At 70.0% G+C, this 24946-nt stretch carries 13 protein-coding genes and 2 pseudogenes; 9 read left to right on the top strand and 6 right to left on the bottom strand.

Annotation, left to right across the window (positions count from 1 at the left end):
- Window positions 1-136: 136 nt before the first annotated feature.
- A complete protein-coding gene (locus G3I41_RS09130; protein ID WP_164399703.1) occupies window positions 137-1372 on the bottom strand; it encodes a ThuA domain-containing protein in 1236 nt (411 codons plus the stop codon).
- 406 nt (window positions 1373-1778) lie between these two features.
- Between G3I41_RS09130 and G3I41_RS09125 the strand changes: the two genes are divergently transcribed.
- Window positions 1779-3917 carry an RICIN domain-containing protein gene (locus tag G3I41_RS09125; protein WP_164399730.1) on the top strand — a complete coding sequence of 713 codons (2139 nt, stop codon included), beginning with the start codon at window positions 1779-1781 and terminating at the stop codon, window positions 3915-3917.
- 15 nt (window positions 3918-3932) lie between these two features.
- On the top strand, window positions 3933-5324 hold the full coding sequence (locus tag G3I41_RS09120; protein ID WP_164399702.1) for a chitinase: 1392 nt from the start codon (window positions 3933-3935) through the stop codon (window positions 5322-5324).
- 31 nt (window positions 5325-5355) lie between these two features.
- Here G3I41_RS09120 and G3I41_RS09115 read toward each other — a convergent pair whose 3' ends face one another.
- A complete protein-coding gene (locus G3I41_RS09115; protein WP_203600525.1) occupies window positions 5356-6318 on the bottom strand; it encodes a helix-turn-helix domain-containing protein in 963 nt (320 codons plus the stop codon).
- Between the two features lie 210 nt (window positions 6319-6528).
- On the opposite strand from G3I41_RS09115, the gene G3I41_RS09110 reads away from it, so the two are divergent.
- On the top strand, window positions 6529-6993 hold the full coding sequence (locus tag G3I41_RS09110; RefSeq protein ID WP_164399701.1) for a hypothetical protein: 465 nt from the start codon (window positions 6529-6531) through the stop codon (window positions 6991-6993).
- A gap of 77 nt (window positions 6994-7070) precedes the next feature.
- On the opposite strand, the pseudogene G3I41_RS36725 reads toward G3I41_RS09110, so the two are convergent.
- A pseudogene (locus G3I41_RS36725) lies at window positions 7071-7160 on the bottom strand (DUF397 domain-containing protein); the annotation flags it as partial.
- 140 nt (window positions 7161-7300) lie between these two features.
- Here G3I41_RS36725 and G3I41_RS09100 point away from each other — a divergent pair.
- From G3I41_RS09100 to G3I41_RS09090, 3 genes are all read left to right on the top strand, one after another.
- Window positions 7301-7834, top strand: coding sequence for a DinB family protein (locus G3I41_RS09100; protein WP_164399699.1), 534 nt, complete (start codon window positions 7301-7303; stop codon window positions 7832-7834).
- A 131-nt stretch (window positions 7835-7965) separates the two neighbouring features.
- On the top strand, window positions 7966-8724 hold the full coding sequence (locus tag G3I41_RS09095; protein WP_164399698.1) for a MerR family transcriptional regulator: 759 nt from the start codon (window positions 7966-7968) through the stop codon (window positions 8722-8724).
- 85 nt (window positions 8725-8809) lie between these two features.
- Window positions 8810-9349 (top strand): putative immunity protein, encoded by a 540-nt coding sequence (locus G3I41_RS09090; protein WP_164399697.1) that lies wholly within the window; start codon window positions 8810-8812, stop codon window positions 9347-9349.
- 20 nt (window positions 9350-9369) lie between these two features.
- Here the strand turns inward: G3I41_RS09090 and G3I41_RS09085 are convergent, their stop codons facing one another.
- Window positions 9370-10785: a lamin tail domain-containing protein gene (locus tag G3I41_RS09085; protein ID WP_343242091.1), complete on the bottom strand. Its 1416-nt coding sequence runs from the start codon at window positions 10783-10785 to the stop codon at window positions 9370-9372.
- A gap of 502 nt (window positions 10786-11287) precedes the next feature.
- Here G3I41_RS09085 and G3I41_RS09080 point away from each other — a divergent pair.
- A complete protein-coding gene (locus tag G3I41_RS09080; RefSeq protein WP_164399696.1) occupies window positions 11288-12313 on the top strand; it encodes a restriction endonuclease in 1026 nt (341 codons plus the stop codon).
- A 208-nt stretch (window positions 12314-12521) separates the two neighbouring features.
- Here the strand turns inward: G3I41_RS09080 and G3I41_RS09075 are convergent, their stop codons facing one another.
- Together G3I41_RS09075 and G3I41_RS09070 are read right to left on the bottom strand one after the other, a co-directional pair.
- Window positions 12522-14699, bottom strand: a complete 2178-nt coding sequence (locus G3I41_RS09075; RefSeq protein WP_164399695.1) for an RNA-directed DNA polymerase — start codon at window positions 14697-14699, stop codon at window positions 12522-12524.
- A gap of 1174 nt (window positions 14700-15873) precedes the next feature.
- Window positions 15874-16545: a hypothetical protein gene (locus G3I41_RS09070; protein ID WP_164399694.1), complete on the bottom strand. Its 672-nt coding sequence runs from the start codon at window positions 16543-16545 to the stop codon at window positions 15874-15876.
- Between the two features lie 230 nt (window positions 16546-16775).
- Here G3I41_RS09070 and G3I41_RS09065 point away from each other — a divergent pair.
- Both G3I41_RS09065 and G3I41_RS09060 read left to right on the top strand, forming a co-directional pair.
- Window positions 16776-18444 (top strand): annotated as a pseudogene (locus G3I41_RS09065) (SWIM zinc finger family protein).
- Window positions 18445-18627: 183 nt separating this feature from the next.
- The gene (locus G3I41_RS09060; RefSeq protein ID WP_164399727.1) at window positions 18628-24927 is read left to right on the top strand and encodes a protein kinase; all 6300 of its coding nucleotides are present in this window, start codon (window positions 18628-18630) and stop codon (window positions 24925-24927) included.
- Window positions 24928-24946: the final 19 nt, after the last annotated feature.

Below are 24946 nucleotides of genomic sequence, written 5' to 3'. Positions count from 1 at the left end.
GGGACCCCCGCTCCGCGCGCGCGACACGAGGCGTTGCGCCATGCGGCGGGGCGGGGGCACCCGGACGGCGGGGCGGTTGCGGCGGGAGGCGGGCCACCCGGCCCCCGCTCAGCCGGGACCGCCGCTCCCGCCCCGTTCAGGCCGGGCCGGTCCAGAGCTGGTTGTCACTGCCGTAGCAGGTCCAGAGCTGGAGCCGGGTGCCGTTGGCCGAGCTGGGTCCGGTCGCGTCCAGGCATTTCCCGGACGCGGGATTCACCAGCTCGCCGGTGCTCCGGTGCTGCCAGACCTGCGCCCCGGAGCCGTTGCAGTCGTAGAGCTGCACCTTCGTGCCATTCGCGGTTCCGGCCTCGGTGACGTCCAGGCACTTGCCGAGCGCCCTCAGCGTGCCGTCGGAGCCGGCCGTCCAGCGCTGGGCCCCGGAGCCGTTGCAGTCGTAGAGCTGGACCGCCGTGCCGTTGGCGGAACTCGCGCCCGCCACGTCGACGCACTTGCCGCCGTAGCCGGTGATCCGGCCGGTGGCGCCGCCGGGCGGGGTGACCGGGCCGCCGTCCTGCCCGGCGGCCCAGGCGATCTCCTGGAGCAGGAGCTGGTTCTGCCGGTCGCTGGCGAAGGTGGAGGAGAGGGCGGTGTCCGTCGCGTAGTCCATCGCGTTGTGGCCGAAGTTGTTGTAGACCATCCGGTAGTCGCGGTTCGACCACACGATCGGGTAATCCCCGCTGTACCAGGTCTGGTTGGGGTCGGTGCCGATGGGGAACGTCGACGGAGCCATGGACGCGAGGACGTCGATCGCGGGGTTCTTCCGCAGGTCGTTCTGCCAGCTGTACCACTCGCTGACCGACGAGGTGATGGTGGCAGGAAGCCCCGCCGTCGCCGGGTGCCCCGGGTCGTCCACGCGCAACGTCTCCTGCGTGGGGCCCCAGGTGTTGGACCGGAAGGTGCCGGTGCCGAGGAAGGTGTTGTGGTACCAGGGCCAGTCGCTGGTGTCCGTGGTGAACGCGGACACGTGGAATCCGACGAAGCCGCCGCCGTTGCGCACGTACGTCTGGAAGGCGGAGCGCTGCGAGGCGGTGTGCGGGTAGTCGTCGAGGAACATCACGACCTGGTAGCCGGCCAGTTCGCTGCTGTTGAGCCGGTTCCAGTCGGTGGTGGCGGTGTACGTGAAGCCGTGGGCGGCGCCCTGCTGGGCGAACCAGGTGTTGGCCTCGTGGTCGAAGCTGATGTGCGCCGCGTCGTACGTGCCGTCGTAGAAGGCCAGCACCCGGAACGTGCCGGCGGCGGGGGCGGAGTGGGCCGGGGCGGTCTGCAGGCCGAGCACGAGGGCGGCCAGGGCGAGGATCCGGAGCAGGAGTGCGGTGCCGTGTCTGACGCGCATGGGGGACTCCCGAGGTGAGCGGTGGAGAGCGCAGCGGCTGAGCAGACCGGAGTCTGCGCGTGTACACGACAGCCCGTCAAGGCATCTGTCAGGAAACTTTCCTGGCAGAAAATCGCGCATAACTCGAACGCTGCACATCGGTGCAGCTGACCTGCGAATTCAAGAGACGTACGAGGGTCCTGCGGTTTCCCGCGAGCATGGGCGAAGTGTCTACAGAGGGTGAAATACCGGGCCATGCACAGGGGTTGACGGGTGGTCGGTGGCGCCTCTAGCTTCACGGCTTGAAATAAGGCCGGACGTGTTTCCTGTCATGCCCCTGACTACTCACTCCCCGCCCGCCACAGGAAGGCCCCCCATGCCTCATCCGCCCCACCGCCGCCGCAGACGGCGAACCGCCCCCCTGGCCATGGCGCTGTCCGCCACGCTGGCCGCCGCCGGGGCCCTGGTCGCCCTCGGCTCGGGGACCGCCGGCGCCGCGACCCCCGGCGCCCTGACCAACACCGGCAACGGCAAGTGCCTCGACGTCACCGACGGCTCGACCGCCGACGGCACGCCCGCCCAGATGTGGACGTGCTACCCCGGCAGTCAGAACCAGAGCTGGACCCTGAACAGCGACGGCTCGCTGACCGCGAGGGGCAAGTGCCTGGACCTGGCCGCGAACGGCACGGCCAACGGCACCGCCGTCCACCTGTGGACCTGCTACGGGAGCGTCGCCACCCAGAAGTGGCGGCTGACCTCGGCCGGTGACCTGGTCAACACCGCCGCGGACAAGTGCCTGGACATCAAGGACAACAGCAACGCGGACGGCGCCCGCCTCCAGGTCTGGGACTGCGCGGGCACCGGCAACCAGAAGTGGAGCTTCTCCGGCGCGGTGGACCCGACCGATCCCACGGACCCGCCCACGGGCGACGACCCGGACCTCGGCCCGAACACGGTGATCTTCGACCCGTCGATGTCCGCGTCGGCCATCCAGTCCAAGCTCAACAGCATCTTCAGCCAGCAGCAGTCCAACCAGTTCGGCTCCCAGCGCTACGCGGTCCTGTTCAAGCCGGGCACGTACAGCGCGGACGTCAACGTCGGCTTCTACACCCAGGTCGCCGGCCTCGGCCTCTCCCCGGACGCGGTGAACATCAACGGCGCCGTCCACGCGGAGGCCGACTGGTTCCAGGGCAACGCCACCCAGAACTTCTGGCGTGACGCCGAGAACCTCTCCGTCACGCCGACCGGCGGCAGCGACCGCTGGGCCGTCTCGCAGGCGGCACCGTACCGGCGCATGCACGTACGCGGGAACCTCAAGCTGGACGACGGCGGCTGGTCCAGCGGCGGGTTCATCTCCGACTCGAAGATCGACGGCCAGATCCAGTCCGGCAGCCAGCAGCAGTTCCTGACCAAGAACACCAAGATGGGTTCCTGGTCCGGCTCCAACTGGAACATGGTCTTCGTCGGCGACCAGGGCGCACCCGCCCAGTCCTTCCCGACCTACACCACTGTCGCCTCCGCCCCGGTCAACCGTGAGAAGCCCTTCCTGTACGTGGACGACGCGGGCGCCTGGAAGGTCTTCGTCCCCGCCGCCCAGACCAACGCCTCGGCCACCACCTGGAGTGGCAAGAACCAGGCGGGTTCCTCGCTCCCGCTGGACGACTTCTACATCGCCAGGCCCGGCGCGAGCGCGGCCGACATGAACGCGGCCCTGGCCGCCGGCAAGAACCTCCTCGTCACCCCCGGCGTCTACCACCTCAACCAGACGCTCAACGTCACCCGCCCCGACACCGTCGTCCTCGGCATGGGCCTCGCCACGCTCATCCCGGACAACGGCCTCACCGCGCTGACCACCGCCGACGTGGACGGCATCAAGATCGCGGGCGTCCTGGTCGACGCCGGTACGACCAACTCCCAGACGCTGATGCGGATCGGGCCCGACGGCTCGTCGGCGAACCACGCCGCCAACCCCGTCACGCTCAACGACGTGTTCTTCCGCATCGGCGGCGCGACCGTCGGCAAGGCCACCCAGTCGCTGGTCGTCAACACCAACCACACGATCATCGACCACACCTGGATCTGGCGCGCCGACCACGGCAACGGCGGCACCGTCGGCTGGAACACCAACACCGCCGACACCGGGCTCGTCGTCAACGGCCAGAACGTCACCGCGTACGGGCTGTTCGTGGAGCACTACCAGAAGACCCAGGTCGTCTGGAACGGCAACGGGGGCCGCACGTACTTCTTCCAGAACGAGCTGCCCTACGACCCGCCCAACCAGAGCGCCTGGAAGAACGGGAACACCAACGGCTACCCGGCGTACAAGGTCGGCGCGTCCGTGACCAGCCACGAAGCCTGGGGCCTCGGCAGCTACGCGTACTTCAACGTCAACCCGTCAGTGGTCGAGGACCATTCCTTCGAGGTGCCCCAGACCTCCGGCGTGAGGTTCCACGACATGGTGACCGTCGTCCTCGGCGGCGCCGGAACGATCAGCCACATCATCAACAGCACCGGGGCGGCGGTCACGCCCAGCAGCAACGTCGCGTACCTCACCACCTACCCGTAGACCGGAGGGACCCCCATGCCCAGATCCCGCAGCAGATGGCTCACCACCCTGCTCGGCGTCGTTCCCCTGGCCGCCGCCGGCCTGGTCGCCACGGCCGCCGCTCCCGCCTCCGCCGCTGCCAACCCCGGCCCCGGCTTCCCCGCGCACTACGCCGCTCCGTACGCGGAGATGTGGAACAGCCCGTCCAGCCTGATGAACGCGTACAACGCGACCGGCAACAAGTACTACACGCTCGCCTTCATCGTCAGCCAGGGCACCTGCAACGCCACCATCAACGGCGACACCCCGGTCACCGACTCCGGCTGGAACAACGCGATCAACAGCCTCCGCGCGGTCGGCGGCGACGTCATCGCCTCGTTCGGCGGCGCGAGCGGCAGCGAACTCGCCTCCTGCGGCACGGTGTCCGCGATGCAGGCCCAGTACAAGAAGGTCATCGACCAGTTCAACCTGACCCGCATCGACCTGGACATCGAGGGCGGCACCCTCGACAACACCGCCGCCAACGACCGCCGCAACCAGGCGCTGGCCAACCTCCAGAAGGACTACGCGGCCCAGGGCCGGAAGCTGGATGTCGACTTCACCCTCCCGGTCAGCCCGAGCGGCCTCGAATCCAACGGCATCGCGCTCCTGAAGAACGCCAAGAGCCACAACCTGAACGTCAACCTGGTCAACATCATGACCATGGACTACGGCCCCGCCATGGACATGGGCCAGGCCGCGATCAGCGCCGCGAACGGACTGCACAGCCAGCTCGGCCAGATCTGGACCGACAAGTCCTCCGCCCAGCTGTGGGCGATGGAGGGCAACTGCCCGATGATCGGCGTCAACGACACCGCCGCCGAGGTCTTCACCGTCCAGGACGCCCAGGAACTCGAAGCCTTCGCCGCGAGCAAGGGCATCCAGGAGCTCACCTTCTGGTCCCTGGGCCGCGACAACCAGGGCCAGAGCGGCACCCCGCAGAGCACCTGGCAGTTCACCAACACCTTCAAGGCCATCACGGGCGGCGGCGGCCCCGTCGACCCACCGGCCGGCACCACCGCCATCAAGGGCTACGGCGGCAAGTGCGTCGACGTCGCCGGCGCCAACAGCGCCAACGGCACCAAGGTCGACCTGTACACCTGCAACGGCACCTCGGCCCAGCAGTGGACCCGCAACGGCAGCACCTTCCGCGCCCTCGGCAAGTGCCTCGACGTCGCGGCGGCGGGCACGGCCAACGGCACCAAGGTCCAGCTCTACGACTGCAACGGCTCCGGCGCCCAGTCCTGGACCACAGGCGCCAACGGCAGCCTGGTGAACGCCGGTTCGGGCAAGTGCCTCGACGTCACGGACTGGAGCACCACGGACGGCAACCAGCTCCAGATCTGGACGTGCGGCGGCACGGCGAACCAGTCCTGGACGCTGGCGTAGCACCTGTCGCCCCGGTCCGGCGCGATCGGACTCACCCGCAGCGGTGATGCCGATCCCGCCAGGCCCGGGGCGACAACCCGTACGCGTCCTTGAAGACCTTGCTGAAGTGGGCGGCGTTCACGAAGCCCCAGCTCCGCCCGATCGCCGCCACGGTCCGCACCTGCCCGGCAGCCCCGGCCAGCTCCCGCTTGCACGCCTCCAGCCGCCGGGCCCGTATCCAGTCCCCGAGGCTGATCCCCGCCCGGGACAGCACGGTGTACAGATGCCGTACGGAGATGGAGTGCGCGGCCGCGATCCGCGCCGCCGAGAGGTCGGGCTCGACCAGGTGCTCCCGGATGTAGTGCGTGATCCGCAGGGCGAGCGTCGCCTCCATCGGCTCCTTCGCCGTCGCGGCGTCCGCGTGCCGGGAGGCCAGGGCGGCGCGCAGCAACTCCACGCTGGGCGCCAGCACGGCCTCGGCGCGGTCGCTGCGGTGCAGTTCGTCGCTCCGGGCGAGCTGCGTGAAGTACGTGTACGCCAGCCGTGCGAGCGGGTCCCCGGCGCCGAACGTGAGCGTGGTGGTGTCCCGGATCAGCCGGTCCGGCAGCGCGAGCGCGGAGAGGGGCAGCCGCAGGAAGTGGTGGTCGACCCCTTCGTCGAAGAGCAGTGTGTACGGGGCGTTCGACCGGAACACAGCGAACTCACCGGGCCCGACGACGCATTCGCGCCCGTTCTGTGCGCCCATGCTGGTGCCCGTCACTTGAAGGCTGAGGAAGAGCGAGGGCTCCTCGTCCTTCCGTACCAGCCGCTCGGTCCGCCGTAACGTCACCGCCGTCGACCGGGCCGATGACACGCGCAGCGCTCCGACCGACCTCACCTCCATCCGGGCCCGGATCTCCCCGTCGGGTGCCCGGTGATCGATGTCCACCGGCACCACGGAGTCCCACACCGCGTGCCGGATGATCTCCTCGCGGTCCCGCGGCGGTATGTACGCGGTGTCCAACGCCGGACTCATGTGCGCCCCCTCGACATGAACGGTCGCAGACGAGTGTGGAGTACACGCTCCCATGGCGCAACGGCTGTGGCGCGGGATGCGCGTGTGCGCTCCGAGGCGGCGCACTCCTGGCAAAGAGCCGTGCACGGCGGGCGAAGTCGGCCACCGACGGCGACCCTAAGGTCCCTCAGCGAGACCATCACGCACTGCCGAAGCAGGAATGGGAGCCCGATGTCGCTGAAGACCAAACTCACCGCAACCCTGTTCGCCCTGGGTGTCGCCGCCGCCGCGCTGCCCCTGGCGGCATCACCGGCCCAGGCCGCCAGCATGTACGGATGCAGCTACCCGAATGTCTGCCTGTACAAGGGTTCCTATACGTCGGGCACCATTTGGGGCCGCTACCAGGACCCGGGCTACCAGCCGATGCCGACCGCCTACCGGAACGTCACGGACGCGGTGGTCAACACGCGTAACGACGACTCCGTCTGGCTGCTCGACACCGGCCCCTCCCCGGACCGGTACATCTGCATTCCGCGGAAAACCGCCGTGAACCTCGGCGCCTACGCCCACCCCAACGGCGGTACGTGGGCGAACGACGTCGACGTGATCAACATCTGGCAGCCGTCCGACAACGGCCTGTGCAGTGGCACGACCCAGGTCCGCCAGGGCAGCAAGCCGGACGGCTGGCGCCCCTGACCCGATACGCGCACGGAAGAGCCCTGCCGGTCCGCCTCGGCCCGGCAGGGCTCTCGTGCGTACAAGGGAGACCTGTACTACTTGGCCGTGGCGAGTCCGACGAACCCGGCCCAGGCGTTCCGCGATACGTGGAGGACGGGTCCGGCCGCGTCCTTGGAGTCACGTACTGCACGGCTCCGCAGCTGGCTGCGCGCTGGGGCTGGTACCCGAGGACGCAGGCACCGGGGAAGACGGTATGGGCGAAGCACGAGATCTCCGCCGCGCGGACAGGCACGCGCTGAGACCGTGCCCGCGCTACGTTCACTGGATGCGAAAGCCTTCGGAACAGGTTCCCACGCTCCTCGACGGCCCGGCCGTCGACGTTTCCGGCGCCCATGAGCTGCTCCTCGGCTATCTGGAGTGGTACCGCGAGGCGTTGATGCGGAAGCTCGCCGGGCTCTCCGACGACCAGCTCCGTACCGTTGTCGCACCACTCGGATGGTCGCCACTCGGACTGGTTCAGCACCTCGGCTGGGTCGAACGACGCTGGTTGCGTTGGGGGTTCGTCGCGGAGGAGGTCGTCGCCTATCCGCCGGGCGGGGACGCCGAGGAGTGGACGGTCGCTGTCGGCACCTCCGCCGCGCAGGTCATCGCCACCTACCAGGCGGAGGCGACCGCCGCCAGATCCGCCGCGGGATCAGCGGACCTGAACGACAAGGCATCCCTCGGGGGCCGCTTCAAGACGCCCGCCCAAGCGCCCACGCTCGGGCGGATTCTTTTCCACCTGCTCCAGGAGTACGCCCGCCACCTCGGCCACCTCGACATCGCGCGCGAGCTCATCGACGGCCGGACCGGCGAATGAGCCGCCCACGCGCCGGCCCCGGCCTCGGTCCGGACGAAGTCGCCTTGTGGCTGACGTAAGGGAAGCTTCTACGGTCCTGGGACAGGGCCGGAACCACCGGCTCGGTACGGCGAGAGCGCGGGGTGAAGGCGATGGAGTGGCCGACCGCCGAGGTGGCCCGGATGTCCGGGGTGACCGCGCGGACGCTGCGGCACTACGACGCGGTCGGCCTGCTGCCGCCCGCCCGTACGGGGGCGGGCGGGCTGCGGTACTACGGCGAGCGCCAGCTCCTGCGGCTGCAGCAGATCCTGGTCCTGCGGGAGCTGGGGCTCGGGCTGGAGGACATCGGCCGCGTCCTGGCCGAGCAGGTCGACGCGGTGGAGGCCCTGCGCGGCCACCACCGTCGGCTGCTGGCCGAACGGGACCGGCTCGACACGCTGGCCACCACCGTCTCGCGCACGATCGCCGAACTGGAACAGTCCAGGAAGGACGACGCACCCATGACCATCAACCGACCGGAGAACCTGTTCGAGGGCGTACAGCCGACCCAGTACCAGGAGAGCCTGCGCGACTTCCCCGCCCACGCCGAGCGGGTCGCCCAGCACGTCGCCGCGATGAACCCGGAGGACATCGAGGCCGGGCAGCGCGACCGCACGGCCCGGATGATCCGCCTCGCCGAGCTCCGGGCCGCCGGGCACACGGCCGACTCCGCGCCGGTCCAGGCCGAGACCGACGCCCACTACCGGCTGCTCTCCGCGCTGCGACCGGTCACCGCCGACGAGCACCTGGCCATGGGGCGCTCCATCGTGGACAACCGCGAGTGGCGGGCGGCCTACGAGGCGATCGCCCCCGGCCTCGCCGCGTTCCAGCGCGACGCCGTCGAGGCGTACACGGCCGAACGCCTCACCTGAAGACGGACGGGGGCCGCCCCGGCGGACAGGGCGGCCCCTCGGAGCCGTAAAGCCAGACGCGGGGCCATGTGCGACGATCGCTCGAATGACGGGCGTGAGCGGGGATTTCGAGCTGTCCATGGGCGAGCTGCGCGTCGTGGCGCGGTACGCCGCCGAGGCGGCGCAAGGCGTCCTGGCGGTGTTCGAGGACGCCCACCCCGACGACGGCAGGCCGCGCGCCGCCCTCGCGGCGGCCCGGGAGTTCATCGACGGCGCGCCCCGGACCAGGCTCCAGCGCGTCGCGTCGATGGACGCGCACCGCGCGGCGAGGGACGTGGCCACCGAAGCCGCACGCCTCGCCGCGCAGGCGGCGGGCGACGCCGCGTCCGCCGCCTATCTGCACCCCATCGCCAAGGCCCACCAAGTCGGCCACATCCTGCGGGCCGCCGCGAACGCGGCCCGCATCGCGGAGATCGAGGCGGGGGAGGACCCCGAGGCCGGGAACCGGGTGCTCGAAGGGGCCTGCGAACGGGCCACCCCCGCCCTGATCGACGTCCTCCGCCGCTACCCGCCCGCGCCCGGCGGCGGGAGCCGCGCCGCGCACCTCATGGCCGCGCTGGACGCCTCCCTCCGCCGGACACCGTGACCCCGTGCCCGTGTCTCCCCTCAGCAGCTGACGCTGCCCCGCCGCAGGGCGTGCCCGCCGTCGTTGGCGTCGTCGGACCAGTACACCGGCTTCGACCCCGCCACGCACGCGTCCGCGCCTGCCAGGGCGAAGCCCTCGTTGTTGTAGTTCGGCATGCCCGAGGGGCGGTTGTACGTCGTGGTCGGGGCGAACACGCCCGTGGTGCTGACCGCGAGGGTCTGGTGGCGACCGTCGCAGGTGTCGTCGCAGACCGCCCAGAGGCGGGACGCCTGGGGCTCCCACTGGAGCTCCATCACGCCGGACAGGCCACTGCTGAAGGAGGCGATCCGGGTGTACGAACCGGAGTCGGCGAGGACGTAGCCGTACACCATGCCCGTGCCCTCGACGCCGACGAGGAAGACGCCGTCGCCGTGCGCGCCGTAGTGGGCCGGGTCGTACGCGGCGCCCGTCGAGGCGTCCTTCAGACCGGCGCCCGTCAGCGACGCGTCCGGCACCCAGGTGATCGCTTCGAGGCCCAGGTTGGAGCCGGTCGAGGGGAGGTCCGAGGTGAGGTTCCACTCCTTGGTGGCCGTCAGCGACGTGCCCGTACCGCTCACGTCGTACCGCAGCACCGACAGGCGGCTCGTGCCCGAGGCGTCCCCGTTGCGCTCGCTCGCGACGAAGATCCCGCCCGGGGTCGCGGTCACCCCCTCACTGTCCGGGCTGCCGGAGCCGCCCGGGAAGCGCAGGGACTTGCCCGAGGACCAGCCGTTCGCGGTGTCCGGCTTCCAGCCGCCGGACCCGTCCGACACCAGGCGCCACAGCGTGCCGCTGTTCTGCGCCGCCCACAGCACCCCGCCGTCCTGGTAGAGGCCGCTCAGGTCCTCGCCGAAGACGTTCAAGCCGTCCGCGGTGGCGACCGCGCTGCCGCCCGGCCACGCCACGGGGGTCGTCGGGCCCCCACCCGTACCGCAGTCGTTCGCGGCGCCCAGCGTCACCGAGTCCGCCTGCGCGAAGGACCCCGTGCCGTCGCCGCAGCGCGACCAGGACGGGTCCGAGTGCTTGCTCCACGAGAAGCCGTCCACCTGGGTCTTGCCGTCCGCCAGGTACAGCCGGGCCTGGTCCGCCGAGCCCAGCCCGAACGCGCCGCTGACGTCGAACGCCCGGAAGCCGCCGGGTGCCAGCGCCGTTCCGGAGGGGATCGTGTACGAGTGGTCCTTGTCGTCGTCCTTCAGGATCCAGCCCGACACGTCGACCGACGCGGTGCCCTTGTTGTACAGCTCGACCGAATCGTTCACATCGCCGGTGGTCACCACCTCGTTGATGCGCACGTCGTCCGCCGGGGCCGCGTGTGCCGCCGGCACACCGGTCAGCGCCCCGGCGGCCAGCAGCGGCGCGACGACGAGGAAGCGGGCGAGAGCGCGGGGCCGCCGGGAGCGGGAGGGCGATGTGGTCACGGAATCCATCCTGAGGTGGTCGTCGGGCGGGCGGCCCGACGTTCTCGGCCCAGCCCGAACGTGATGCCCCCTTCCGGGAGATGGCTCGCGAATGCCGGGCGAATTCCGTGGGGCCGGGACCCAGGAGGACGCCGCCCTCCGATCCCGCGAAGTGGCCTCCCGCCAGTCGGCCGTCCAGACCAAGGGCTACCTCGAGATAGTCCTCGATCAGCTGAATGCACGGTGCACTCCACACCGGGAACTAGGTTCCACACCGGAACCCTCCGAGTGCACCGCTGAGTTGGTGCAAGATGGCATGGTGTCAAGCCTCCGCACCGACCCTCGTACCTCCGCTGCTGTCCGCGGCAGCGGCTGGGTAGGCAACTCACCACAGGCCGAGCAGTTGCTGACGCATCTGGCGCCTGGTGAGCGGGTCGAGTCGCTTTTCACCACTCTCCGGTTCCACGGTGCGCTGACCGGCCGGCGTCTCCTCCTGTGGAGGGGCGCCTTCAAGGTGGAACGCATGGAACTGCGCCGTCCCCTCACCGTTCTGGGGACTGGGAGCCAGTCGCGGTTCGTCGAGGCGGTCGTGCTCGATGGCCCAGAGGGGGCGATGGAGCTCAAGCCCCTTTCGCCGTTGGTGGCCCGTGCTTTGATGGACGCCGGTCGGCCTGGCGGTGACGACGGCCCGGGCACTTCTCCGTACCTCCCGCAGGGCGACAGCGACGCCTCCGGGTTCCCCCGAGCACACCCGGGGAATCCCGGCCGGGCATCCACACCTCCGCACGCGAAGGAATGCACCGGCTCCCAGGAGAGGCTGTTCCGCGGGAGAGCCATCCGCACATGGCAGGACGCCGAGCTCGCCGCCGTCGACCACATGCGCAGTATCGGATTCGCCGATGCACAGGTGACAGGTTCCGGCGCGGACGGGGGTATCGACGTGATCGCCCACGATGCCATCGCGCAGGTGAAACACTACGGTCAGCCGATCGGTGTCGGCCCCATCCGAGAACTGCGGGGGGTGGCGGACGCGCACCATCACCTGCTGTTCTACGCGTCCGGTGGCTATACGGCCAGTGCCCTGAGGTTCGCGGACGAGAGGGGGATCGCCCTGTTCTCCCTTGTGGAGCCCGGCCACATCACTCCAGTGAACGCGGCAGCGTCTCGGCTGACTGCTCGCCGTGACCGGACCGCCGGGTGGATCCGGACGACGTCCAGCGAGGATCAAGTGGCTTCCGGACGCCGTCAGTTCCCGGACTCGCGCGCGATCCAGCGCGCTGCTGAGCTGGAGGCCCAGCGCCAGACCGTGCGCCGCCTGATCACCAGCGTCCGTGTGCTGACGAGTGTGGTTCACGCGCTGCCGTCCAATCGGTATACCAAGGACCGCATCAAGACACTGAACGCAGCGCACAAACTGACGGAGCGAGCGGAAGTCCTCCTCGCCAAGTCGCAGGCGGACTTCCAGACCCACGGCGGCCGGAAGCGACTTATCGCCATGGCCGACGAGAAGGCCCGCGAAGCTGCCCTGAAGCTGGGGATGCGAGTCTGAGGGCATGGCAGGCAGGAGATTCCGTCGTCCGCATGGCGCATCAGGGGCTTGACCGGAAGGCCTTCTCCCTGGTGCGCAGCGCGAGTCCCACCGGGCATGGAGGCTCTGCTGCTGAGGCAGATCTGGCCCTCCCGGCGGCGAGTGGACGGTTGATCGACGTCTGAACCGAACTCGCAGAAGTTCGTGGGACCCAGGGTGGGTACCCTGATCACTTCTTCGACTTCTGCAGCCGGGTGGCAGGGACGCGTTTCCTCCCCATCTCGATGATCAGGCCGGCGGCCTTGAACGTGAGGTTGAGGGCGACGCTGTCGGGGACCTGTTGGTCGGGGCCGAGGTGTCCGGTGATGTAGTCGCCCATCTGGACATTCGGGTCCAGCCGCCTGAGGACCATGTAGGCGATGGACTCGGCCTCGACCTCGTTGCGGGCATGGGCCGTGGCGCGTTCCTCGTCCGAGCGGGGCCGCGACCGACGATCGGGCCAGGTCTCCCCAGGACCTGCGCCGAGGTGTCCGCAGAACAGGTGCCCCAGCTCGTGGGCCAGCGTGGCGTACCGGTCCAGCAGGGGCAGATTCCGGTTGACCTCGATCTCGAACAGCGTCGGGTAGGTCTCCGGTCGATCCCCGGGCCTGCTGCCAGAACGCCCTACGGAACCGCCGGACCTGCTCGGGTACGTGCGCCCGCAGGAGGAAGCCGCGTGGTCGACCAAGGTCAGCCGGATTCCCAGCGGCGCCAGGTTCGACTTCGTGTGGTGCCAGACCTCGGCGACTTCCTTCTCACCGGCCCGCGATGACACCGACACAGGGGCGGTGACCTCCTTGGGCAGTGCCCGGGCCCCCGGCAGGGCTTCTGTGTCCCCGACGTCGTAAACGAGCATGTAGGGCCCGCGGGGTTGGAAGATCAACAGCGGTTGTGCGCCGGGTCTGAGTACCCGCCGGTACTTCGACTTCCACTCGGAGGAGGACAGTACGTAACGCGCGCCCGGCCTCTGGATATGGACAACCATCGCATTGAACGGGGCGTACCGTCTGAAGCGTCCGACGAACTCGAGCATCCGCACGTAGTCGGCGGACGAGCGATAGCGCTGGGCGCCTCGGACGAGATCGTCGATCGACGCCTTGGCCAGGTCCGCCTGAGAGACCTCGACCTCCTCGTCCCAAGGAAGATCCAGCCCGAACTGGGCGATCACCGGTTCTTCGTGCTCCAGCGGAATCTCACGCAGCCGCTTCCAGGCCGCGAGCTGTTTTCCGGCCCAGCCGGGTTCGACCATGTGCGCGAAGGACAGCAGCCCGGTGACATGAGCGTCCAGCGCGGCCAGATCTCCGAACTTCTGATGATGGCAATGCTGCACGACACCGAACGACGCGGCCCCTCGCACATGTTTGGTGATGCGGCGCTTGTACGCGCGCGTCAGGCGAGGAGTCGGGCCGTCGACGACGATGCCCAGTACGCTTCGGCGAGCACCGGGTCGAGCCACATAGGTCTTCTTCGCGTTGAGTCTCATGCCCAGCGGTTCCAGGGCCCTCTTCACCTCGGCGACGAGACGGTCCACGCGATCGTGGCTCACGGGACCACGGCTGGAGAAGTACATGTCGTCGCTGTAGCGGGTGTAGCGCAACCCCAGGGACTCGGCCCGGTGCGAGACGACCTCGTCGACGTCGCGCATGACGATGTTCGACAGATACCCACTGGTGGGAGCGCCCTGTGGCAGGAAACCCTCGCGGGTGTGCCTGTGGACCAGGGCGGGCCGGCGGACGGAGAAGTGCTGCCCGGTGGTCTCCAGGTACACGTCGCGGTGGCCGGTGCCACGGTTCGTCCAGGTCTGGTCCGACGCAGGCGGTGACACGGTGACCAACCGGGCCGTGGTGTAGGCACCGAAGGTGCGGCCGACACGGCGCAGGCCGATCTCCGGGCAGCCGTCGTTTCCCACGAGTTCGATTCGGTACTCAGGCCCCGCCGTGCGGGGCCACGCGTCCTTCAGAGCCGCGTGGACATGCCGCTCCCGGATGCTTCCGAAGAAGTCGGCGATGTCCAGGCGGAACACTGTGTGGGCCCGCAGATGGACTGCTGCGCAGTCCACGACCGAGCGGCCCCGCCGATACGCGAACGCGGCCGGGTGTGGCTGGAACCTGGCTGGAAGAGCGCCCAGACGGACCAGGATCTCCTGCTGCACCCACGCCAACCGGGGGATGGGGGCATGCAAGGTCCGCAGCCCGCCACGAGGCTTGGGTATCCGGTGCTCTGCGTACGGGTAGATCGAGCCGCTGACCACCGCGCGGAGGAACTCCGCGGGGCTGAGATCCGCGTAGTCGTCTGCCGTCGTCATCGAACCGTCCCGTCCCCCGTCAATGAGACGCAAGCCGACGAGCCTCACCTTGAGCTGTTTCACCGCCCCTGTACGGGCGGCCGCTGTATCCCTCCGCCACCCTGTGACAAGCACAGGGCTCGACCCCGAACATCCGGTGTGATCAGCACCCGGACGTCAGGACCGGAGGGCCCATCGCAAGGGATGGGTTCCTGAGACCCGTCGACTGCGCTGAGGAAGATCGTAACTGCCCGACGTATCGACCCCACCGGTTCAGGTCACCTGACGAAGCATCGAACTCGCTGGCTCCCTGCAGCGTTGGGCAGGAAGGATTCCCTCATTGGTTGTGAGCTCGGAGGTTCACAGATGCGGGCTGCTGACAACGTGGCCCGGACGGACGTGCCACCGGGTGGGTGGGGGACACATTCCCACCGGGCGGAGCACGGGCAGCGAGCCACAGGCCACGTTCGCCGGCGCGGTCGGAGTGACCCGGCCCACATCGGGCTGAGGTGTCGTGCCCCTGGGCTCAAGGGGCACGACACCCCACCCCTCAGATGTCCCGGAAAAGACTCGGCAGCCCTGTGAGCTGCGCAGACTCGTGACGCAGGGTCTCTGACCTGGGGAAACACCCTTTCCTTTCTTTCACCCTCGTACCCCTTGATGCAGCCGAAAGTCCCAGGAAAGTCCCAGAGGAGTCCCACGCGCGAGTCGCTGTAATGACAGAGGCAGATGTGCCGCCATGCGGGGCGGAGTGGAGCGTCACGGCCGGGGAGGGGGCGGTCAGGACGCCCCTCCGTGCCCGTCAAACGCCGCGCTCTGTTGAGTCGGTGGCCCATGGCTGCCTGGTGCGCGTGCTGCAGAGAGAAGGTGCCGATAGGAGAAGGGCGCTGCCGCAGACTTGAAGTGCACAGGCTCCGGAGGCCGTCGGCGTTTCCGGCGCCTTCCCAAACCAGTAGCTTAGATGGCGGCGTGTCAGGGGCTCGGTCCCGCGTATATCCCGTGAAAATGAAATGTTCTGTTTGTTTGCCGTTCTGTGTCGTTGTCCTTGCGTCGAGGTCCCGCGGCGCGACGTGGCAGCCGTCACGAAGGCCTACCACGCGCGAGGACGGACGGCCCCGTCTCGGGTGCTCGAAATGTCGCGGTGACCAAGTGCTTCCGAACGCCCGGAACGCGGCTGCCCGCCGGGCGGCCGTCGGGCCGGACGCCGTTCGAGCGCTGGCCGCACCCGAGGGAGTGCGCGGCCTGTCCGCGGCCGAGGCTACTTCCGGCCAGGTGTCCATTTCATGCCGAGCCGGTACGCCCGGGAGATCACGTCCTGGACGCCGGGGCCGTCCGCCGGCGTGAACCAGCGCACCTCGCGTTCGATGACGAGTTCGCCCTTCTGTCGTTTGATGAGGGCGATGGCACACGCGTGCGCCATCGGCGGACACTCGTCCAGAATCACGCGGAACCGGTCACCGCGGTCGGAGGTCAACGTCACCACCGCGTCGAGGCCGCGGAAGTCGCCGGATCCCTCGTAGATGTAGACGAAGAGCAGGAGCTTCTGGAAATCGGCCTGGTGGTCCAGGTTGATGACGAGGTTCTCTCCCGTCTCCCGGGCCCCGGTCCGGTCGTCCGAATCGAGGGCGACGTAGGGGGAGCGGTCCACCGCGCCGAAGGCGTTCCCCAGCGCCTGCACCACGGTCTTGGAACCGTCGGTACAGCGGATCATGCAGCCGAGGTCGAGGTCCACCGTCCTGGCCGAGGCCGCGCGCAGCGAGGCCCGGATCCGGCCGAACAGGCCACGCGCCTCGCCGGCCGCCCGCTGGGCGGCGGCCTGTGGCGAGGTCCAGTTGAGGTTGACCTTGATCAGCCCCGAAGTCACGCCGTGCTTGTCCAGGGAGACCGTGTGCGAAGTCTTCGTCAGGTCCACGGCGGTGGGCTTGCTCATACGGCACCTTTCCGAAGAGGGAGGGCGGGGGACGACAGTACAGGTGGAGGCACGGGATCGCAGAGGGGCGGCCGGAGGGCTGCCGGTAGGACCGGGAGGGCGGCTCGAAGAACCGGAGGCATCGACTCGTGGGGGTGGCGCCGTTCTGATCTCTGGAGTCGTCCGGCCTGACGACCTCTAACATGAGGGTCGTCGGAGGGGGCCTGGGCCGGAGCGGAGCACGGAGAGTCGTGGGCGGTCTTACGGAAGCGACGCTGAGGGCGCTGGCCGGGGGGGCGATCGTTCGAACGTGGACTCGGTTATGTGGATGAGGTGTCCGGAGTCGAGTTCGGTGACGGCTGGATCAGAGCGTCGGTGCGCGGCACGGAGCGGTACGAGGTGGAACTGCTCCTCGGTGGCAGCAGGAAGCTCGCAGGCACGTGTGACTGCCCGTACGGCCAGGAGGGCAACTTCTGCAAGCATCTGGTCGCGCTCGGCTTGACGGTGATCGCTCGGGGGGCCGACCTGCCCCGCCTGAGGAAGGCGGCCAGGGGCCGGACCCGAAGCCTCGAAGCCTGGCTGACCGGCCTGTCACGGGGCGATCTGCTCGCTCTCGTGCGGGAAGAGGCGGCCGAGGACCGGAGCCTGCGGAGGCGTCTGGAACTGCGGGCGGCGACCGCCCACGGTGACATGGCCGGGATCCGTTCCCGTATCCGCGAGTTGCTCGACATCGGCCCTTTCGCGCAGTACGGCTACGTCGAGTACGCCGATGCCCGTGCCTACGCCGACCAGGCCGGGCAGGTGGTCACCGCGATCCGGTCGCTGACGGCCTCCGGTCGGGCGGCTGATGCGACGACCCTGGCTCAGGAGGCGATCGGCCTGCTGGCCTCCGTGGTCGAAGGTGTCGACGACTCCGACGGCCGACTCGGCCAGGTCGGCGCCGATCTCGCCGACGCCCACCACGAGGCCTGCCGCGCGGCCTGCCTGGATCCGGAGGAGCTCGCGCACTGGCTGGTGACCCATGCCCTCGACGAAGCGGCCGACCTGACGGACTTCGACCCTCTGGATTACGGGGACGTGCTCGGGGAGCGGGGGACGGCCGCTTTGCGCCGGTACGCCGCCGAGGCATGGCAGGCGAACCGCACCGGCTGGGCCGAGAAGCACCTGATGCGGCACCTCGCGAAGTCCGGTCGGGACGTCGACACGGTGATCGCCGTGCACGCCGCCGACCTCGCCCCGGACGGCCACACCCACCTGCTCGTCGCCCGCGAACTCGACGCCGCTGGCCGTACCGCCGAAGCCCTGGAATGGGCCGAGCGCGGCATCCGGGAGGCCGAGGACCTGACCGGCGTCGACACCGCCCTGGTCGACCACCTTGCCGACCGCTACACCCGCACCGACCGGCTTGCCGACGCTGTCACCCTGCGCCGTGACCACTTCGCCGCCCGCCACACTCTGCTCACCTACCAGCAGCTACGTGTCGCAGCCGTGACCGCCGACTGCTGGCTGACCGAGCGGGAGGAGGCACTGGAGCTTCTCCGCGCCGATGTCGAACAGGCTGGCGCATACGGTGGCCGGGTCCTCGTCGACGTCCTGTTGGACGACAAGGACCTCGACGCCGCCTGGCAGGCAGCCCACGAGCACGGCGCCCACGACGGCCAATGGCTCACCCTTGCCGACCAGTCCCGCCCGACCCGCCCTGCGGATGCCCTTCCCGTCTACCTTCGCCTGGCCGCCCGCCTCGCACGCGAGACCGGCAACCGCGCCTACGAACAACTCGTCAGCCTGCTCCTGAGCATCCGCGACTGCCACCACCGCCTCGGCACGCCGGACGACTTCACCACCTATGCCGCCGACCTGCGCGCCGCCCAGAAGCGCAAGCGGAATCTGATGCGACTGATGGGCGACTGTGGGCTATGACTCGCCAGCATGTCATGTTGACATCGTCAACGAACCTCGCTGTTGTTTACGATTGAACTCTCGTGTACGCTGCTCGCGGGGCTGGGGGTCTGCCCGCGTCGCGAGACGGGGCGTTCTCCCGTGGGGAGTCGTGTGCTCGCAGGGCCACGCGAAAACGCAAGGGAATGGGCTGTGGCGACGGAGATGATCGCGGGGCGGTTCCGGCTCCTGGGGGCTGTGGACTCGGGCAACATGGGCGAGGTCCACAGCGCCGAGGATCTGGAGGCCGCTCCAGGCGACGCCGATCGCGTCGTGGCGGTCAAGCTGATCCTCCGGCGTCGGTCCGGCCTGCAGATCGACACGCACGGCGACGCCAAGACCGTGGAACGGTTCGCCCGCGAGGTCCGGATCATGCAGACCTTCGCCCGGCACCCCAACCTCCCGCGTACGATCGCCGGCGGTGTGGACGACACGAACGGCGGCCTGCCCTACCTCGCGATGGAATTCCTCGACGGCCATCCTCTGGCCGACCTGGTCGCCGACGAGCCGCAGCTGCCGATCTCCTGGGCGGCGGCCATCGCGGCGCAGATGGCGGAGGGGCTCAAGGCCGCCCACGTCGAGGGTGTCGTGCACCGCGACCTCAAGCCCCGCAATGTCATGCTCACCCGCGGTGGCCTCGTGAAGGTCCTCGACTTCGGCATGGGCCGGATCGTCGACGACCCGGACGGTACCAAGCTCACCAGCACGGGTGTCACCGTCGGCACCGCCCGCTACATGGCACCCGAGCAGTTCCAGGGCGGAGCCGTAACCCCGGCGGCGGACCTCTACGCCCTCGGCTGCGTCCTGTACGAGATGCTCCTCGGCGTACCGCCGTTCGTCGGCACCTCCGCGTACGAACTCGGCGAGAAGCACGTCCGTCAGGCACCGAACCCGGTCCGGCTGGTCCGGCACGACGTCCCCGAGGCGCTCGCCCGCCTGGTCGACCGCCTCCTCGCCAAGGACCCGGCGGACCGCCCCGAGAGCGCCGCCGCCGTACGGGACGCCCTGCTGCCGTTCGTCGCGCCCGCCGAACCACTGCCCGCCTGGCGCGAGTTCGACCCGGTGGGCTGCCTCCTCCAGAGCCGGTCCGCGCTCTCCACGTCCACGGCGCGGCAGGCTCCGGCCGACCAGCCGCCCGCCCAGACCCGCCCACACACGTCCGGTATGGACGTCTTCGGCGTCCACCGGGACCTGATCGACGAGTACCGCGCCTTCACCCAGGGCGGCACGATCATCCGTGACGAACGCGTCGCCGACTTCGTCCGGCGCGACCTCGACGCCAAGTCCCAGTGGCCCAACCCGTGGATCTCCCTCAACCCCTTCTTCGACTCCGCCGGCACCGTTGCCGAGCTCGTTTCCCAGGGCGTCCTCCACCCCGAGTGCGCGCGGATCTTCCAGGCGAAGAAGGCCAGGGGCGGCACCGTCTGCGACGGCCGCCCGCTCACCCTCCACCAGCACCAGCGCGAAGCCGTCGACGCCGCCCGGTCCGGGGCGTCCTACGTCCTCACCACCGGCACCGGCTCGGGCAAGTCCCTCTCCTACATCGTGCCCATCGTCGACAAGGTCCTCAGGGACCGGGAGACGGAGCCGCGAGGGACGGCCAAGAGAGTCCGCGCGATCATCGTCTACCCCATGAACGCCCTGGCCAACAGCCAGCTCAAGGAGCTGGAGAAGTACCTGAGGGACGGCTACGGCGCAGGACGCGAGCCCGTCACCTTCGCCCGCTACACCGGCCAGGAGGACGACGCCGCCCGCAGGGAGATCCGTGACAACCCGCCGGACATCCTGCTCACCAACTACGTGATGCTGGAGCTGATGCTCACCCGCCCCGACGACCGCGACAGCCTCGTCCGGATGGCCAAGGGCCTCGAATTCCTCGTCTTCGACGAACTCCACACCTACCGAGGCCGCCAGGGCGCCGACGTCGCCCTGCTCATCCGCCGCGTCCGCGAGGCGTGCCAGGCCGACCGTCTCCAGTGCGTCGGAACCTCCGCCACCATGTCCACCGAGGGCACGATCGACGAGCAGAAGAGCGTGGTCGCGGGCGTCGCCTCCAAGCTCTTCGGCACGAGGATCCGCACCGAGCACGTCATCGGCGAGACCCTGGTCCGTGCCACCGACCCGGCCCCCGACACCGTCCCCGCCGAGCGGCTGCGTACCACCGACGCGCCCCGTGCGTACGCGGACCTGGTCCGAGACCCGCTCGCCCGCTGGATCGAGACCCGCTTCGGCCTGGCCACCGACACCCTCACCGACCGCCTCGTCCGCCAGAAGCCCGCCAAGATCGAGGACGCGGCCGAGGACCTCGCCCGGGAGAGCGGCGTGTCCGTCGATGACTGCGCCGCGGCTCTGCGCGCCACCCTGGAGGCCGGCTCGCAGGCCCGTCACCCCGTCACGGAACGCCCCCTCTTCGCCTTCCGCCTCCACCAGTTCCTCTCCAAGGGCGACACCGTCTACGTCACCCTGGAGGACCCGGACAGCCGCCACCTCACCCGTGACTACCAGCAGGTGCAGCCCGGCACCGACGGCAAGCTCCTCATCCCGCTGGCCTTCTGCCGGGAGTGCGGCCAGGAGTACCTGACGGTGTGGCGCACCGAGAAGGACGGAGAAGTCCGCTACGAGTCCCGCCGCGACACCTCCGCCACGGGCGGCAGGGCCGGCGACGGCTACCTCTACGTCGGCCGCCCCTGGCCCCGCTCGCTCGACGAGGCCGTCGCCGAGCGCAAGCTGCCGGAGTCGTGGCTGGAGCTCGACGACCGTGGTCAGGAAGTCGTCAGGAAGTCGTACCGCGAGCGAGCGCCCCGCGCCGTGACCGTCGACCCCTACGGGTACGAGGGACGGGGCGACCTGGACGCCGCCTTCATCCCGGCCCCGTTCCGCTTCTGCATCCAGTGCTCGGTGTCCTACGAGCAGCCGCGCGGCAAGGACTTCGCGAAACTCGCGACCCTCGACCAGGAAGGCCGGTCCTCCGCCACCTCCCTGGTGTCGGCGGCCGTCGTCCGCTCCCTCAAGGCCGTTCCCGAGGAAGCCCTCGACAAGGAGGCGCGCAAGCTCCTCACCTTCGTCGACAACCGCCAGGACGCCTCCCTCCAGGCCGGCCACTTCAACGACTTCGTCCAGATCACCCAGCTGCGCGGCGCGCTCTACCGGGCCGCCCTGGACGCCGGGGAAGAGGGCATCCACCACGAGGAGCTGGCCACCCGCGTGGCGAACGCCCTCGCCCTGGACCCCGTCGAGTACACCGGCCAGTCGGACCTGCCGCCCGCCCTCGCCCGCAACGCGGCCAAGACCCTGCGTGACGTCATCGCCTTCCGTCTCTACCTCGACCTGGAGAGCGGCTGGCGCATCACCATGCCGAACCTGGAGCGGACCGGTCTGCTGACGATCGACTACGCGGACCTCCAGTGGGTCGCCGAGCGTGACGAGCGCTGGCAGGACACGCATGCGGCGCTCCGCGACGCCGACCCCGCCCTGCGCGCTGAGATCACGCGGACGCTCCTGGACGACATGCGCCGCGAACTCGCCATCGACGTCCAGTACTTCCGCGACGACTTCGACGCCCTCCAGCGTGCCAGCGAGGAACGCCTCATCGACCCGTGGGTCCTCGGCAGGTCCGACGCGCCCAGGGTCAAGACCGCCTACCCGCAGCCCTCCAGCCCCGGCATGGACCGGTCCGGGCACTTCCTCTCGGCCCGCGGCAAGTTCGGCAAGTACCTGCGCCGCACCGCACCCACGGTCTTCGACGTGCGCGACGGCGTGAAGCTGGACAACACCGATCTCCAGAAGATCATCGAGGACCTGCTGAAGGTGCTCGCGAAGGCCGGCCTGGTCACCGAGGTCAGCGCCGCCCCCCAGCGCGCCGGCCGCTTCCGCGCGCCGACCGGTCCCGCCGCCACCGGCTACCGGATCTCCGCCGCCTCCCTCATCTGGCGGGCCGGCCCCGGCGAGTCCGGCGCCCACGACCCCCTCACCCGCACCTACGCCAGCGGCGACGGGCCGCGCGTCAACACCTTCTTCCGTGACCTCTACCGCAACGCCGCCGCCGAACTGTCCGGCCTGTTCGCCCGTGAGCACACCGCCCAGGTCGACCCCGCCGAGCGTGAGCGCCGCGAAGAAGCCTTCAGCAAGGCCGAACTGAAGCTCCTCTACTGCTCCCCGACCATGGAGCTGGGCGTCGACATCTCGTCCCTCAACGCGGTCATGATGCGCAACGTGCCGCCCACCCCGGCCAACTACGCACAGCGCAGCGGACGCGCCGGCCGGAGCGGCCAGCCCGCCCTCGTCACCACGTACTGCGCCACCGGCAACAGCCACGACCAGTACTACTTCCGTCGCTCCGAGCGCATGGTGGCGGGCGCCGTCGCCCCGCCGCGCCTCGACCTCGCCAACGAAGACCTCGTCCTCTCCCACCTCCAGGGCATCTGGCTCGCCGAGGCCGGGCTGAAGCTCGGCCGGGCCATTCCGCAGATCATCGACATCGCGTACGACGAGAGCCTCGGCCGCCCGAACCCGGCGCTCCACCTCCACGACGACCTGTACGCGGCCTCCCGCGACGCCGACGCGCAGGCCCGCACGGTGGCGGCGGCCCACCGGGTCCTCGGCCCGTTGCTCGCCGACTTCGCCACGACCGTCTGGTGGGACGAGCGCTGGATCGAGGACCGCGTCCGGACCGCCCCCGACCGCTTCGACCGCGCCTTCGACCGCTGGCGAGACCTCTTCCGGGCCGCCCTCGTCGACCAGTACGTCCAGAACAAGCGGGTCCTCGACCACACCCTCACGGAAGGCGACCGGCGGCGCGCCGTCGCCCGCCGCAAGGAGGCCGAGACCCAGCTCAATCTCCTCAAGAACGAGACCCCGGACAGCAGGTCCGTCCTCTCCGACTTCAATCCCTACCGCTACCTCGCCTCCGAGGGCTTCCTGCCCGGCTACTCCTTCCCCCGCCTGCCGCTGGCCGCCTACATCCCGACCACCGGCCGCCGCCACGGCGACGGCGACTACCTCCAGCGCCCCCGTTTCCTCGCCATCCGCGAGTTCGGCCCCGGCGCGCTGATCTACCACGAGGGCGCCCGCTACCAGGTGACCCGCGTCCAGCTGCCCCCGGACTCCTCCGGTGACATCGCCACCACCGCGGCCACCCGCTGCAAGCACTGCGGCTACCACCACGATCCCGAGCAGCGCGCCGACGTCTGCGACATGTGCAAGGAGCCGCTCGGCGCCGCCGCCTACAACCTGCTGCACCTGCACACCGTCTACACCCAGCGCCGGGAGCGGATCTCCTCCGACGAGGAGGAGCGCCGCAGGGCCGGATTCCGGCTGGAGATCTCGTACCGCTTCCAGGACCACGGCATCCGCAAGGGCCGCCAGGACGCCCACGTCTCGGACCCGGCGGGCAGTCTCGCCACGATCTCGTACGGCGACTCGGCCACCGTCCGCATCACCAACAAGGGACGGCTGCGCGCCAAGGAGAACGAGCAGGACGGCTACTGGCTCGACCCCGCAAGCGGCCACTGGATGAACGAACGCGATGCCGCCGAGGCGTCCGGTGACTCCAGCGAGATGCCGGTCATCGACCCGGACGGCAACGAGAAGCGCCGCAAGAAGCGAGTCGTCCCCTTCGTCGAGGACCGCCGCAACATCCTCGTCGTCACCCTCGACGAGCCGCTGCCCGAACCCATCGCCCTCACTCTCATGTACGCCCTGGAGCGGGGCGTCGAGGCTGCGTTCGAGCTGGAGGACTCCGAGCTCACCAGCGAACTGCTCCCGCCCGACGACGGTCCCCGCAACCGCTTCCTGCTCACCGAGGCCGCGGAGGGCGGCGCCGGAGTCCTGCGCCGCCTCCAGGCCGAGCCCGGAGCGCTCGCCGTCGCCGCCCTCCGCGCCCTGGAGATCTGCCACTTCGACGAGCACGGAGTGGACCGGGCCAAGCAGCACTGCGCCCGCGGCTGCTACGACTGCCTGCTCACCTACGGCAACCAGCTCGACCACGCGGCGATCGACCGCCACACCGTCGTCCACCTGCTGCGCCGCCTCGCCTCCGCCGTGTCCGAGCCCGACGGGCGGGGCGAGTCCCCGACGGAGCAGCACCGGCGGCTCGTCGAGGAGCTGGGGCGAACGGCCCCGAAGCTCGCCGACACGCCCGCCGACGATGCCGACGACATGGCGAACACTCCCCTGGAGCAGACCCTCGTCAACTGGCTCAGGGACCACGGCCTGCGCCTGCCCGACGAGGGCCAGACCCTCGTCGGCACCGTCCTCCCCGACTTCGTCTACCACCTGCCCGGAGTCAACCTCGCCGTCTTCGTCGACGGGCCGGACAGGGAGGAGGACGCCACCCGGGACGAGGACGCCGAGGAGCGCCTCTACGACGCCGGCTGGGGCGTCGTCCGCTTCCCGGCCGACCCCGCCGACTGGGACGCCGTCGTCGCCCGTCACGCCCGCTACTTCGGCGGCCCCGCCGCCTCCTGACCACGGAACCGACCGACCG

Source organism: Streptomyces sp. SID9727 (genome assembly GCF_010550605.1).
Taxonomy (GTDB): domain Bacteria; phylum Actinomycetota; class Actinomycetes; order Streptomycetales; family Streptomycetaceae; genus Streptomyces.
The sequence above is the reverse complement of the archived record's forward strand: the minus strand, read 5'-3'. Positions and strand labels throughout refer to the sequence as shown.

Bases quoted from the DNA above. Each gene is read 5' to 3' on its own strand.
- G3I41_RS09060 (WP_164399727.1), top strand. From the start codon at position 18,628: ATGATCGCGGGGCGGTTCCGGCTCCTGGGGGCTGTGGACTCGGGCAAC.
- G3I41_RS09070 (WP_164399694.1), bottom strand. From the start codon at position 16,545: ATGAGCAAGCCCACCGCCGTGGACCTGACGAAGACTTCGCACACGGTC.
- G3I41_RS09125 (WP_164399730.1), top strand. From the start codon at position 1,779: ATGGCGCTGTCCGCCACGCTGGCCGCCGCCGGGGCCCTGGTCGCCCTC.
- G3I41_RS09100 (WP_164399699.1), top strand. From the start codon at position 7,301: ATGCGAAAGCCTTCGGAACAGGTTCCCACGCTCCTCGACGGCCCGGCC.
- G3I41_RS09080 (WP_164399696.1), top strand. From the start codon at position 11,288: ATGGAACTGCGCCGTCCCCTCACCGTTCTGGGGACTGGGAGCCAGTCG.
- G3I41_RS09115 (WP_203600525.1), bottom strand. From the start codon at position 6,318: ATGAGTCCGGCGTTGGACACCGCGTACATACCGCCGCGGGACCGCGAG.
- G3I41_RS09130 (WP_164399703.1), bottom strand. From the start codon at position 1,372: ATGCGCGTCAGACACGGCACCGCACTCCTGCTCCGGATCCTCGCCCTG.
- G3I41_RS09095 (WP_164399698.1), top strand. From the start codon at position 7,966: ATGGAGTGGCCGACCGCCGAGGTGGCCCGGATGTCCGGGGTGACCGCG.
- G3I41_RS09090 (WP_164399697.1), top strand. From the start codon at position 8,810: ATGACGGGCGTGAGCGGGGATTTCGAGCTGTCCATGGGCGAGCTGCGC.
- G3I41_RS09110 (WP_164399701.1), top strand. From the start codon at position 6,529: ATGTCGCTGAAGACCAAACTCACCGCAACCCTGTTCGCCCTGGGTGTC.
- G3I41_RS09120 (WP_164399702.1), top strand. From the start codon at position 3,933: ATGCCCAGATCCCGCAGCAGATGGCTCACCACCCTGCTCGGCGTCGTT.